The organism is Shewanella sp. Isolate7 (assembly GCF_022398425.1).
In the GTDB taxonomy this organism is placed as follows: domain Bacteria; phylum Pseudomonadota; class Gammaproteobacteria; order Enterobacterales; family Shewanellaceae; genus Shewanella.
Genome location: NZ_JAKEVJ010000123.1, coordinates 1 through 13,455, shown reverse-complemented (window position 1 = coordinate 13,455; position 13,455 = coordinate 1). Strand labels below are relative to the sequence as shown.

The window sequence follows — 13,455 nt, the reverse complement described above, 5'->3', positions numbered from 1 at the left end:
TGGCAAGATCGCTCCAGTTGCAAGAACACCGAATTTTTCGCGGTATCAGTCGTAAACGGGGGATCTTATGAAACAGTTAACTCAACTTATCCAGGCAGAAAAACAGTCACTCTTTAGCATAGTCGTCGGCCTGATCGTGACCACTCTCGCTTTTGCGACCATGAGGGAAGGGCACAACGGTATGGGGTTATTAGTTGTCGGTCTCGGTCTGCTCTCTCTGACCCTGGTCTCTATCGCTGCTAAATTGTCGTCTAAGCTGTCGTCTAAGTTGTCGTCTAAGCGTCGCAGCTTAAAGCCCGCAACTCGCCTGCAAGTGAAGGGCGCTTAAGATGCAGCTAGATATCACCATCGCCTTTTTTATCCTGGGGGCACTCGCGACCCTAATCCGCTCGGATATACAGTTTCCCAAGGCGCTCTATCAAAGCCTCACGCTGTTTCTCATGTTAGCCATCGGCCTCAAGGGCGGCGTTGCACTGGCAAAATATGGCTCTATCGCGCTCTTGCCCCAGTCTCTACTAGTGATCTGTCTGGGACTTGTTCTGCCGCTAATCGCCTTTCCCATCCTGCGTTATGTGGGGCAACTTAAGCTCGAAGATGCGGCCTCTATCGCCGCCCATTATGGCTCGGTAAGTATTGGCACCTACGCGGTGGCCGTGGCGTTTCTCGAGACACAAAACATCAGTTACGAGGCCTATTTCCCCTTGTTTGTGGTTCTGCTGGAGATCCCCGCCATCGCCGTGGGTATCGCCCTGGCCAGACGTTCGGGCACCAATCTTAAGTGGCGCACACTCATTCACGAGGTGTTTTGCAACCAGAGCCTGGTATTGCTCGTCGGCGCGCTAATCATCGGCTATCTCTGGGCCGAGCGTATCGAGGGGGTAACACCGCTGTTCTTTAATCTGTTCCACGGTGTACTGGCGCTCTTCCTGCTCGAGATGGGGATGCTGGCCGCCAGCCGCCTAAAAGAGCTCAAGCAGATGGGTAACTTCATGCTGGCATTCGGCGTCTTCATGCCTCTGGTTGGCGGTTTGCTGGGCTGCATTTTAGGCTTACAGATTGGCTTGTCGACTGGTGGGGCAACCCTGCTGGCGGTACTGGGGGCGAGCGCCTCTTACATCGCCGTGCCGGCGGCCATGCGAGTGGCGATTCCCGAGGCGAATCAGAGCCTGTCTATCACCTATTCACTGGCAATTACTTTTCCGTTCAACGTATTGGTGGGCATACCTACCTATGCGCTGTTCACCAATTGGTTATCAAATTAAGAGGCACATATGAACAAAGCAAGAGTAGCAATCATCATGGGTTCACAGAGCGATTGGCCGACCATGAAAAATGCCACCACAGTCCTCGATGCCCTGGGTATCGCCTACAGCAAACAGGTCGTGTCAGCGCACCGTACCCCAGAGCGTCTGGTGAGTTTCAGCCATGGTGCGGCCGATGAAGGCATAGAGGTGATCATCGCCGGTGCGGGCGGCGCGGCGCACCTGCCGGGCATGACGGCGGCCATGACGCATCTGCCTGTGATTGCGGTGCCCGTGATGAGCAAGGCGCTAAAAGGGATGGACAGCCTGCTGTCTATCGTACAGATGCCCAAAGGGGTTGCGGTAGCCACCCAGGCAATTGGCGATTCAGGCGCCTTCAACGCAGGCCTGATGGCGGCGCAAATCTTAGCGCTGGGCGATAGCGACCTGACCCAGCGTCTGTGTGACTGGCGTGCAAGCCAAACCTCAGGTGTGCCGCTGGAGGTGGAATAATGCGCATCGGCATTATCGGTTGTGGTCAGCTGGCGCGCATGATGGCGCTGGCGGGCATTCCCTTAGGGCTTAAATTTAGCTTCGTCGCCGATGGCGGCCCAGATACGGATCTCAGTTGCGTTGAAGGCCTAGGGCCTGTGGCGTCCTGGCAGCCAGGAGAGAGTGTCAGCTCACTCTATGAAGCCTTGGGAAAACCGGAAGTAATAACGGTCGAGAAGGAGCAGGTGGATCTGGAGCTAGTGCGCGCACTCGAAGCCCACTGCACAATTCGGCCTAATGTCGACAGCATCGCCAAGTGTAAGAGCCGCATTCATGAGAAGCAGCTACTAGCCCAGCTTGGCATTCCCTGTGCCCCCTTTACCTATGATGTCAGCCTCGAAGAGAGTGCCGAGACACTGGGTTACCCCATGGTGATCAAGTCGCTCGATGAGGGGTATGACGGCAAGAACCAATGGGTGGTGCGTAGTGATGAGGATCTCGCGAAGGTATCGCCTGAGCTGAAAGCTGGTCATTATTTGGCTGAGCAATGGATCCCCTTCGACGCCGAGGTGTCTATCATCGGTGTGCGAAGTGCAAGCGGTGAGGTCAGCTGTTACCCACTCACTGAAAATCAACATCAAAACGGGATTCTGGTGCGCTCAATGGCGCCTGCCAGGGGATTAAACGCAGAGATGGTGCAGCAGGCACAAGCCTATATGACCAAACTGCTGCAAGCCCAAGAGTATGTGGGCGTGCTCGCCATGGAGCTGTTTGTGGTGGGTGATAAGCTGCTGGTGAATGAGTTAGCACCTCGGGTACATAACAGCGGTCACTGGACTCAGCTCGGTGCCCAGACATGCCAGTTTGAGAATCACATCCGCGCCGTCGCCGGACTCGCGCTGGGCGCCACATCCGCCATTGGCAAGACAGGTATGCTTAACTTGTTGGGCGTAGCTGCTCCACCAATGGAGGTGCTCAGCAGTAATGCCAGCCTGCACTGGTACAACAAGGCCGCCAAGCCCAACCGTAAGCTAGGACACATCAACTTCATGTTGGATGACTACGGCCAGCTGGCCAGTCAGATGCAAAGTGTCGAGCAGTCATTGGTGAAGTGTTAGGCTCAGTCTAATTTCTGGTTTTAGTGTCTAGTGCACTAAATTGGCAACTGAGATCTAGATTGATAGCTCATAAATACGAAAGGCCCCGACAAGATTTGTCGGGGCCATTTTTATGGTTCGTATATTGATACCAGCTTTCTCTCTTTAATATTGGTATCAAAAAAATAGGATGTAGCTTTTATGATTTCAAATCTATATGATACCCCTATATTTGATACCTTTTACAAAGGTGGGTGAATAATGCGTATCTTTTCTTACTGCAGGGTTTCGACGATTGAGCAAACAACCGAGAATCAAATTATAGCTATTAGGCAGAAGGGCTATGAGGTAAATGACTCCAGGGTTATCAGCGAAACGGTTTCAGGTTCTGTCGAAGCGATGAAGCGTCAAAAGTTTAAGATGCTCATCAATCATCAGATGGAAAGTGGCGATATGCTGGTGGTCTTGAAGCTAGACAGGCTAGGTAGAGATAACATCGACGTACAAAAAACCATTAACTTGCTCACAGAGAAGGGCATAAAGGTTGTGTGCCTTGATTTACCCGTAGCTGATCTTTCTAGTGCCGAGGGCAAGCTGATGTTGCAGATGTTTTCAGCCTTTGCCGAGTTCGAGCGAAACCGAATAAGAGAGCGTACAAAAGAAGGCCTTGAGCGAGCTAAAGCAGAAGGCAAGAAACTAGGCAGACCAAAAGCTTATGGCACCACCGTCGCAGTTCAGTCAAAAAAAGCTGAAGGTCTATCACAACGAAAAACTGCGGAAGTTCTTGGTTTAGGTATTGCGACTGTTAAGCGACATTGGAGCGAAAAAGTCTAACGATGTCCCGTATCTATACCTAAGGCATTGTCCATTACTCCATTTTTCAATACTCTCTCAGCATTAAACTTATCAGCAGAACATGTTAGAACTAACACTTTGAAATTGATTACTAAGTTTTAGCCTTGAAAAGGTCAGAACCAATTTAAGCTTGCTGAAAAACGTCCTTTAGGCTTGCAAGTAGAAGCAAGTTTAAAATGAGGGACATACGTAAGAACAAAAAGAACAAGGCTAACAGAGCCTCTAAACACCAAATTACATGACTCTGCCAACAATCTTTGCGATGTTGGCCTACATTAGAAGCGAAATGATCAGAATATGAACAAACAACAATTAGCGGCAAAAATCTGGGAATCAGCAAACCAGATGCGCTCAAAAATCGAAGCAAACGAATACAAAGATTACATCTTAGGTTTCATTTTTTACAAGTACCTGAGCGACCAGTTAGTTCAGTTTGTCACCAAAGAGGGCATGACACCTGAAGACATTAAAGCCCTCAACGAAGAAGACGCGGACACGGTCAAGTACATTCAAGACAATCTAGGCTATTTCATCGCTTATGATAACTTATTTTCAACCTGGATTGATCCAACGTCCGACTTTGACGAATCTAACGTGCGCGATGCGCTATCAGCCTTTAGCCGTTTGATTTCTCCTACCTACAAAAAATTGTTTGAAGGTATTTTCACCACACTTGAAACAGGTCTTAGCAAACTTGGTGAAAGCGCGGGTAAGCGTACAAAAGCCATTAGTGACCTACTGCATTTAATCAAAAATATCCCAATGAACGGTAAGCAAGGCTATGACGTATTGGGTTACATCTATGAATACCTGATTGAAAAATTTGCCGCTAATGCCGGTAAAAAAGCTGGAGAGTTCTACACGCCCCATGAAGTCTCGGTACTGATGTCGCACATCATCGCCCACGAATTAAAACACAAAGACACCATCGAGATTTACGACCCAACGTCGGGCTCGGGTTCGCTACTGATTAATATTGGTGAAGCGGTCGAAAAATACGCCAAAAGCCGCGACAGCATTACCTATTATGCTCAAGAGCTAAAAGCCAATACCTATAACTTGACCCGTATGAACCTGATCATGCGCGGGATTAAAGCCAGCAACATCAAATCCCGTAACGGTGACACCTTAGAAGACGATTGGCCATACTTTGATGAAAACGATCCGCAAGGTACTTATCATGCGCTGTATGTGGATGCGGTCGTTTCTAACCCGCCTTACTCGCAACCTTGGGACCCAAGTTTTAAAGACAGCGACCCACGTTACTCGCGTTTTGGTCTTGCACCTAAAACCAAAGCCGATTTTGCCTTTTTGCTACACGACCTTTACCACCTAAAACCCGATGGCATTATGACCATTGTCTTGCCCCACGGCGTACTCTTTAGAGGTGGTGAAGAAGGCGAAATTCGCAAGCAACTGATTGAGCAAAACCACATTGATGCCATTATCGGCTTACCAGCTAACATCTTTTTTGGTACTGGTATTCCTACCGTTATTTTGGTGCTCAAGCAGAAGCGTGAAAACAATGACGTATTAATTGTGGATGCCTCCAAGCACTTTGTTAAAGAAGGTAAAAACAATAAACTGCAAGCCAGTGACATCAAGCGCATTGTTGATGCGGTCATTAACCGCGACAGCATCGAAAAATTCTCGCAAGTGGTGAGTAAGCAAACCCTGCGCGACAATGGCTACAACTTAAACATACCCCGTTATGTAGATTCGTCACCAGCGGCTGAAAGCTGGGATTTACACGCCACTATGCTAGGTGGAATACCCAATAGCGAAATTGCGCAGTTACACCAATATTGGCAATCATTCCCGCAATTGCATGATGCGCTGTTTGTGGCCAAGTCTGCCGCCTACAGTGAATTAGCCATTACTAAGCAAGACGTTAATGCAACCATTACCCTGCATCCACAAGTCATCGAATTTATCAGTGCTTATAACCAAGCTTTTGCTGGTTTTGATGACTATTTAATCAATACGCTTATTCAAGGCTGGCAAGATGTTAACCGTAATCAGCAAGAGTCTGAATTAAGCGCCGAGTTATTCACACGCTTAAGCAGTGTTGCCCTCATCGACAAGTACCAGGCCTATCAGTTTTTAAACAACCAATGGCAAGTTATCAGTACCGACTTGGAAGTGATGCAAACCGAAGGCTTCGCCGCCACTAAGCAAGTTGACCCCAATATCGTGGTTAAAAAGGTTAAGGGCAAAGACACCGAAGTACAAGATGGCTGGAAAGGCCACATCATGCCATTTGATTTAGTACAACAAACCTACTTGAGCGATGACCTAGGGGCACTGGCAAAACAAGAAAACCGCCTTGTCGAAATCGCCAGCTCGCTGGAAGAAATACTCGAATCACTAAGGAAGGTGCGAATAAGTCCCGTGCTTGCTCTGCGTGTGCTTAAAGTGGATAGATGCAAGGCACAGTTTGCAGCGAATGGCCCTAGTCCTTCGCAAGAACTGTAACGCAGCAAATACCGCTGTAAGCCTCGCCCTGCGGGGCTTTGATAGCAACACCATTTCGGCATTATTCAACTTCAGCAGGCCTCGGCATGCCCTCAGTTGAATGCCTTGAACTGTCGCTGCTATCAAAGCCAGAGCTGTGCGACGANCGTGCTTGCTCTGCGTGTGCTTAAAGTGGATAGATGCAAGGCACAGTTTGCAGCGAATGGCCCTAGTCCTTCGCAAGAACTGTAACGCAGCAAATACCGCTGTAAGCCTCGCCCTGCGGGGCTTTGATAGCAACACCATTTCGGCATTATTCAACTTCAGCAGGCCTCGGCATGCCCTCAGTTGAATGCCTTGAACTGTCGCTGCTATCAAAGCCAGAGCTGTGCGACGACTTGTTCGCACCTTCCCTAAGCGAAGAAGACAAAGAGCAAGACACGGTAAAAGAAAGCAAAGACGGCTTTGCCAATGCCGAAGTCGCCAAGGCGGCGAAAGCTTTCCTAAAAGAGCAAAAAGAGACCAAAACTAAGTTCTCAGCCGACAGCCCTGAGCCAGAGGAAAGTTATAAAGCAAAAATCATTAAGGCCAATAAACTCATCGATGAAGAAAAAGCTCTGAAAAAAGCGGTCAAAGAAGCACAAGTCGCCCTGCACTTAAAAACCAAAACCACCATCGAAGGCTTAACCGATGATCAAGTCAATGAATTGCTGCACCTAAAATGGATCACACCGTTAAGCCAAGAGCTAGCTGCCATGCCAAGCGCCGTGATTACTCAGCTCACCAGCCAAGTGCAAGCCCTTGCCGATAAATACGCGGTGACCTATTCACAAGTGGCGAGTGATATTAAAACCACCGAGCAAGAGCTGGCCAAAATGATGGGCGAACTTACGGGCAATGAGTTTGATCTTCAGGGCTTGGCTGAACTCACCAACTTATTGAAGGGCGTATAAGATGAGTGTGGAAAATAATGTGCCTGAGATTCGCTTTAAAGGGTTTAGTGATCAGTGGCAAAGTTTGAGTCTGGATAAAATTACCGATGTATATGATGGAACACATCAAACGCCGACGTATATAAAAAATGGGGTAATGTTTCTCTCTGCTGAGAATATAAGGACATTAACCTCACAAAAATTTATTTCTGAAAAAGATTTCAAAGAAGAGTTTAAAGTCTATCCCCAAAAAAATGATGTTCTAATGACTCGAATAGGAGATGTAGGAACAGCAAACGTTGTGGAAACTGATGATGACAAAGCATATTACGTGACACTGGCGTTATTGAAGTACAAACAACTTAGCCCATATTTCTTGAAAAGTGCTATTGCATCACCGTATGTGCAAAGAGACATTTGGCTTCGTACGCTCCATATTGCATTTCCAAAAAAAATCAATATGAATGAAATTAAGCAGGTTGCTGTTAGCTGCCCAACAGATAAACGGGAGTCTGATCATCTCGGCAACACCTTCCAAAAGCTCGACAACCTAATCAACCAACACCAACAAAAGCATGACAAGCTCAGCAACATAAAAAAAGCCATGCTGGAAAAAATGTTTCCTAAACAAGGCGAAACCATGCCAGAAATCCGGTTTAAAGGGTTTAGTGGTGAGTGGGAGGAAATTGGATTGCTGGATAGTATCGAAAGAATTATAGACTTTCGAGGTCGTACTCCGAAAAAACTAGGGCTGGATTGGAGCCCAACAGGATATCGAGCATTGTCGGCTTTAAATGTTAAGCAAGGATATATCGATTTTTCAATCGACCCTCATTTTGGTGATCAAAAGCTTTATGACAAATGGATGAATGGTTCAGATCTTCATCAAGGGCAAGTGCTTTTCACTACTGAGGCCCCAATGGGTAATGTAGCTCAGGTTCCTAATGCTGATAAATACATTCTAAGCCAGAGAACAATCGCTTTTGTAGTTAAACCAGAAGTTATTACTGAAGACTTTCTTGCTGTGTTGTTAAGAAGCTTAAATGTATTTCGAGAATTGTCAGCACTATCAAGTGGTGGAACAGCGAAAGGGGTAAGTCAAAAGGTTTTATCCAATTTAAATGTACTTATACCTACAGAATTAGATGAGCAAACCGCCATCGGCAACTATTTCCAAAAGCTCGATGAGTTGATCAATCAACACCAACAACAAATCACCAAACTCAACAATATCAAGCAGGCCTGCTTGAGCAAAATGTTTGTTTAGCAGGGAGTACCACCATGACCACCTTTAAAACCGAAGCACAATTTGAGCAGGCCTTTATTGAGGTGCTTACCCACAAAGGCTGGGAGCCTGAGATACTTAAAAATAAAACCGAAGCGGAGTTACTGCAAAACTGGGCGAATATTTTATTTGAGAACAATCGCCAGCAAGACCGTTTAAACGATGTGCCACTGACGACAACGGAAATGCAGCAGATTATTGAACAGATAAAAGAGCTGAAAACACCGCTTAAACTCAATGGGCTAATCAACGGCAAAACTGTGGCCATTAAGCGCGATAACCCCGCCGATTCCATGCATCTTGGCAAAGAAGTCAGCCTGAAGATCTATGACCGCCAGGAAATTGCGGCAGGCCAGAGCCGTTACCAAATAGTGCAACAACCTAAGTTCGAACGTGGTAGCCCACTTCGCAATGACAGACGTGGTGATGTGCTGTTACTAATAAACGGTATGCCGGTAATTCATGTTGAACTTAAACGCAGTGGCGTGCCAGTAAGCCAAGCGGTTAACCAAATTGAAAAATATAGCGCTGAGGGCATTTTTAGCGGCCTATTTTCACTGATCCAAGTGTTTGTCGCTATGGAGCCTAATGAGGCCAAATACTTTGCTAACCCAGGGCTAGATGGCAAATTTAACCCAGATTACCAATTCAATTGGGCCGATTTTAATAACGAGCCCATGAACCATTGGAAAGACATTGCCTCGACACTGTTATCCATCCCCATGGCACACCAGTTGATTGGTTTTTACACCGTTGCCGATGATACCGATGGTGTGCTTAAAGTAATGCGCAGTTATCAGTATTACGCTGCCAATGCGATATCGGATAAGGTAGCCAAAACCAACTGGCAACAATTGGGCGGCCCCAATAATCCAGACCGTTTGGGCGGCTATGTATGGCATACCACGGGCTCTGGAAAAACCATGACCAGCTTTAAATCGGCGCAGCTGATTGCCCAATCAAAAGATGCCGATAAAGTCATTTTTTTGATGGACAGAATTGAGCTTGGCACCCAGTCGCTGGCGGAATACCGTAATTTTGCAAGCGATGGTGAAGATGTACAAGCCACCGAAAATACCCATGTATTGGTAACTAAGCTAAAAAGCACGTCTCCAGCCGATACCCTGATTGTTAGTTCTATTCAAAAAATGAGTAATATTTTTGAAGAAGTAGACGACGCTGGTACCGCCACCAATTCGGCTGATATTGAAAAAATTCGCGCCAAGCGCTTAGTGTTTATTATTGATGAGGCGCATCGTTCAACCTTTGGCGACATGCTGATTGTTATTAAACGTACTTTTCCACGTGCCTTATTTTTTGGTTTTACCGGTACGCCCATCCAAGAAGAAAATGAAAAAAACGGCAATACCACCAGTACCGTATTTGGCAATGAGTTGCACCGCTACAGCATAGCTGATGGTATTCGAGATGGTAACGTACTCGGCTTTGATCCCTATAAAGTGCCTACTTTTAGGGACGGTGACTTAAGGCAGGCTGTCGCCCTAGAGCAAGCTAAGGCGGAATCGGTAGCGGAAGCAATGGATAATCCGGCCAAAAAGAAAAAATTTAATTATTTTATGAATGAAGTGCCTATGGCTGGCTACAAAGACGCCACAGGTAAATACCACAAAGGTATTGAAGATTATGTACCTAAAAGTCAGTACCTAAGCGAGACTCACCAAGCCAAAGTGGTAGAAGATATTCTGCACAAATGGGATGTGCTAAGCCAAGGCAATAAGTTTCATGCGATTTTGGCTACTAACAGTATTGCTGAAGCCATTGATTATTACCGTCTGTTGAAGGCTGCTAAGCCTGATTTAAAAGTATCAGCGCTGTTTGATCCTAACATTGATAATGACGGCAGTGGCGACCGTGGGCCAACGTTTAAAGGTGATGGCTTGGATGAGATTATGCGTGACTATAATGCGCGTTATGGCCACGATTTTGATTTTGCCCGCCATGCAGCATTTAAGAAAGATTTAGCCGCACGTCTTGCTCACAAAAAACCTTATGAGCGCATTCATACCGACCCTACAAAACAGTTGGATTTATTAATTGTTGTAGACCAAATGCTTACCGGTTTTGACTCCAAGTGGCTGAATGTCTTGTATTTAGATAAGGTAATTAAATACCAAAACATCATCCAAGCCTTCTCTCGTACCAATCGATTGTTTGGCCCCGATAAGCCTCATGGTGTTATCCGTTACTATCGTTACCCGCATACGATGGAGCAACATATTAACGATGCGGTAAAACTATACTCTGGCGACAGACCTATTGGGTTATTTGTTGATAGGCTAGAAAGTAACTTAGAAGCAATGAATGAACTATTCGGTGATATTACCGAGTTGTTCATCAGTGCCGGTGTGGCAAATTTTGAAAAACTGCCAGAAGATGTTGAGGCGTGCGCAAAGTTTGCTGAACTATTTAAAGTATTTAACAAGCATCTAGAAGCCGCGAAGGTACAAGGTTTACATTGGGAACAGTTGGTCTATACATTCACGACGGACGCTTCAGCAGGCAAAAGTGGCACTGAACATGAGGTTACTCTCGCCATTGATGAACAAACCTACCTGAGCCTTGCGCTGCGTTATAAAGAGCTCGCATCAAAAGGTGATGGTGGCGGTGCGGGTGGCGGCGATGTACCGTTTGATATTAGTGGCTATTTGACGGAAATTGATACTGGAAAGATTGATGCTGACTACATGAATAGTCGTTTTGATAAATATTTAAAAGAGCTAAATCAGCATAATGATCAAGCCAGCATTGAACTTACGCTCAACGAACTGCACAAGTCATTTTCTTCACTGACGCAAGCTGAACAAAAATACGCCAAACTTTTCTTACATGATTTACAGCGTGGCGATGCAAAGTTAATAGAAGGCCATACTTTCAGAGATTACATCAACACCTACAAAGACAATGCTGAAAATGCCCAGATTAATGCCATTGTTAATGCGCTAGGTTTAGATAAAAGTCTGCTTGTAAGCTTATTGAGTGATAGTGTTAATGAGAAAAATCTTAACAATTTTGGTCGCTTTGATGCGCTTAAAGACACCGTTGATAAGGCAAAAGCCAAAGTCTATTTTGAAAAATTAGATGGCCTAAGCATTCCACCCTTTAAGCTCAATATTCGCATCGATCAGTTTTTAAAGCAGTTTATTTTTGCTGAGGCTGATGAGTTATTAGATAGCGACTCACTGAATTTAACGACCGAATCTTCTAGGCTTGCACCAACCCCGTTAGTTTTTGGAACGACTAAGCTTTATCGAGCCGAACAATTGGCTGAGTTTGAAAATGCACAGGAATTAGGAAGCATCACTTTTAAAACTGAACTGACATATGAGAATAACCCTGCGTCGTTATTCTCGACTGGCTATTACAGCGATTTAAAAGAACTCGGTGTTGTGTCATCGAGTGTCTTAGAAACGACTCTTACTGCACTTTTAGAACTTGAACTGGTGACCAAAGAGCTTGAGTTACCTCTATACCAAGAAGGTCAATGCGGTATTGTTTGGGCTCTCAAAGAAGCTAGAGAAGGTAGCATTTATACAGAGTTTATTGCGTTTTTAGTCGAGCTTGTTGGCGATGAGGCATATAAACCAGTTATTGAAACAGTTGTTATAGCAAGTGGTTATGACTTAAGTAAAAAAGCTTTAAATGCATTTATTGCTCTTCCTTCATTATTAATAGCAAGACGAAAAGAGAAGTTAAAACAGGCCCAAAAAGTAAAAGCTGAAAAAGAGTGCATAAATAGCTCTCCAAATGTTATTGATTTCAAAACTAACGAAAAGTTAACTGCTAAGTGGAATGAAAGTAAACAGCATTAGATCGCTTTCAATTGTTTTGTTCAGCTAGAGTGGCCGTCTTTGGCGGCCGCCGCTATATGCCCACTCCACCAACACATAAGTTCTCTGCGCCGCTCTATGTAGTCAGCGCGGTTGTATGCAGCCCTTACAGTGTTTTTATCAACATGGGCTAGTGACACCTCTATTAGCTCGGCATCAAAGCCTTGTTCATTAAGTGTAGTACTAGCTAATGCACGCAGGCCGTGAGCAACTAGGCGGCCCTTGAAGCCCATCCTCTTGAGAGCCATATTGGCTGTTTGGGTGTTGGTATGATTTTTAGGATTACGATCTGCGGGGAATATGTATTCTAAGTGACCGCTAATCGGTTGCATGCGCTTCAATAGTGCTATGACTTGCGGCGTTAGTGGGATGATATGCTCACGTTTCATCTTCATGCGCTCTGCTGGTATTACCCAAAGGGCTTTATCAAGGTTTACCTCCTGCCATTTTGCTTCCGCCGCCTCGGCTGGGCGCGTCATAGTGTGAAGCTGAAATTCAATTAAGCAGCGAGTTGTCAGTTTTATGCTGGCGTATGACAATGCTTCCATTAGCTCAGGCAGCTCAGCTGGTTTGAGCGTAGGCATTTGCCGTTTCTCTGGGACACCGAAGGCAGCAGCTATACCAATCAATGGATTTGAGTGTATTAGGCCAGTATTGACTGCAAAGGTCATTACTTCGTTTAACCAGCTAATCACGCGTTTGCAGGTTTCGACATTGCCTTTTGCTTCGGCGGGTTTTAGCACTTGAATGACTTGGGGAGCAGTTAGCAAGCTGATCGGTGTTTCGCCCAGTGCTGGGAACAGGTACATCTCAAGACGTCGATATAGCTTCTGGCCATGGTTTTCAGAGACCTTCTGCTTTTTTATCTCAAACCAACTGTCAGTTACCGATCTCAGTGTGTTCTTGGCATCGATATTTATAGCTTCTTTTTGTTGTTGCTGGTGGTACTGGGGATCAATACCTTGAGCAAGTAATTCACGTGCGGCTTCTCTTCGTTTTCTCGGTATCCGTCCGGAGAACTGCACCTAGCCGAGTTTTGCATTCCAGGGTAGCAAGTGTTCTAGACACTCGGGCTTAAGTGACAACTGCTCAAGGCAGTACATCAAGTAATCGAAGGGCGTCAACCCATTCGCCTTGGCGGTTTCGATCACACTGTACAGTATGGCACTCGCGTTCGCACCATTGGCCGTATTGGCAAATAGCCAGTTCTTCCGCCCAATGACGAACGGTTTTATCGCTCTCTCGGCGCGA

At 46.0% G+C, this 13,455-nt stretch carries 11 protein-coding genes; 9 read left to right on the top strand and 2 right to left on the bottom strand.

All coding sequences use genetic code 11. The features are described 5' to 3' along the window. The first annotated feature begins 67 nt into the window (after positions 1-67). The 9 genes from L1D47_RS19835 (at position 68) to L1D47_RS19795 (ending at position 12,186) form a co-directional block, all read left to right on the top strand. The gene (locus tag L1D47_RS19835; protein WP_239886519.1) at positions 68-328 is read left to right on the top strand and encodes a hypothetical protein; all 261 of its coding nucleotides are present in this window, start codon (positions 68-70) and stop codon (positions 326-328) included. A 1-nt stretch (position 329) separates the two neighbouring features. Beyond that, positions 330-1,262 (top strand): sodium-dependent bicarbonate transport family permease, encoded by a 933-nt coding sequence (locus L1D47_RS19830; protein ID WP_239886518.1) that lies wholly within the window; start codon positions 330-332, stop codon positions 1,260-1,262. A gap of 9 nt (positions 1,263-1,271) precedes the next feature. Next, a complete protein-coding gene (gene purE / locus L1D47_RS19825; protein ID WP_239886517.1) occupies positions 1,272-1,754 on the top strand; it encodes a 5-(carboxyamino)imidazole ribonucleotide mutase in 483 nt (160 codons plus the stop codon). Next, a complete protein-coding gene (locus tag L1D47_RS19820) occupies positions 1,754-2,851 on the top strand; it encodes a 5-(carboxyamino)imidazole ribonucleotide synthase (RefSeq protein WP_239886516.1) in 1,098 nt (365 codons plus the stop codon). Before purE ends, L1D47_RS19820 begins: the two co-directional genes overlap by 1 nt. A gap of 240 nt (positions 2,852-3,091) precedes the next feature. Next, complete coding sequence (locus tag L1D47_RS19815; RefSeq protein WP_239886515.1) at positions 3,092-3,664, top strand: recombinase family protein; 573 nt, start codon at positions 3,092-3,094, stop codon at positions 3,662-3,664. Between the two features lie 318 nt (positions 3,665-3,982). Continuing rightward, positions 3,983-6,160, top strand: a complete 2,178-nt coding sequence (locus L1D47_RS19810; RefSeq protein ID WP_239886514.1) for a type I restriction-modification system subunit M — start codon at positions 3,983-3,985, stop codon at positions 6,158-6,160. Between the two features lie 317 nt (positions 6,161-6,477). After that, a complete protein-coding gene (locus L1D47_RS19805) occupies positions 6,478-7,092 on the top strand; it encodes a hypothetical protein (RefSeq protein WP_239886513.1) in 615 nt (204 codons plus the stop codon). Between the two features lies 1 nt (position 7,093). Then, entirely contained in the window at positions 7,094-8,338 is a 1,245-nt protein-coding gene (locus L1D47_RS19800; protein ID WP_239886512.1) for a restriction endonuclease subunit S, read from the top strand. 14 nt (positions 8,339-8,352) lie between these two features. After that, entirely contained in the window at positions 8,353-12,186 is a 3,834-nt protein-coding gene (locus L1D47_RS19795) for an HsdR family type I site-specific deoxyribonuclease (protein ID WP_239886511.1), read from the top strand. Positions 12,187-12,206: 20 nt separating this feature from the next. Here L1D47_RS19795 and L1D47_RS21255 read toward each other — a convergent pair whose 3' ends face one another. Both L1D47_RS21255 and L1D47_RS19785 read right to left on the bottom strand, forming a co-directional pair. Beyond that, positions 12,207-13,229: a tyrosine-type recombinase/integrase gene (locus L1D47_RS21255; protein ID WP_239886510.1), complete on the bottom strand. Its 1,023-nt coding sequence runs from the start codon at positions 13,227-13,229 to the stop codon at positions 12,207-12,209. Further along, positions 13,230-13,455 (bottom strand): transposase domain-containing protein (locus L1D47_RS19785; protein WP_239883628.1); only part of this gene is annotated, 226 nt, incomplete at its 5' end.

Bases quoted from the DNA above. Each gene is read 5' to 3' on its own strand.
- L1D47_RS19810 (WP_239886514.1), top strand. From the start codon at position 3,983: ATGAACAAACAACAATTAGCGGCAAAAATCTGGGAATCAGCAAACCAG.
- L1D47_RS19800 (WP_239886512.1), top strand. From the start codon at position 7,094: ATGAGTGTGGAAAATAATGTGCCTGAGATTCGCTTTAAAGGGTTTAGT.
- L1D47_RS19795 (WP_239886511.1), top strand. From the start codon at position 8,353: ATGACCACCTTTAAAACCGAAGCACAATTTGAGCAGGCCTTTATTGAG.
- purE (WP_239886517.1), top strand. From the start codon at position 1,272: ATGAACAAAGCAAGAGTAGCAATCATCATGGGTTCACAGAGCGATTGG.
- L1D47_RS19815 (WP_239886515.1), top strand. From the start codon at position 3,092: ATGCGTATCTTTTCTTACTGCAGGGTTTCGACGATTGAGCAAACAACC.
- L1D47_RS19830 (WP_239886518.1), top strand. From the start codon at position 330: ATGCAGCTAGATATCACCATCGCCTTTTTTATCCTGGGGGCACTCGCG.
- L1D47_RS19835 (WP_239886519.1), top strand. From the start codon at position 68: ATGAAACAGTTAACTCAACTTATCCAGGCAGAAAAACAGTCACTCTTT.
- L1D47_RS19820 (WP_239886516.1), top strand. From the start codon at position 1,754: ATGCGCATCGGCATTATCGGTTGTGGTCAGCTGGCGCGCATGATGGCG.
- L1D47_RS19805 (WP_239886513.1), top strand. From the start codon at position 6,478: ATGCCCTCAGTTGAATGCCTTGAACTGTCGCTGCTATCAAAGCCAGAG.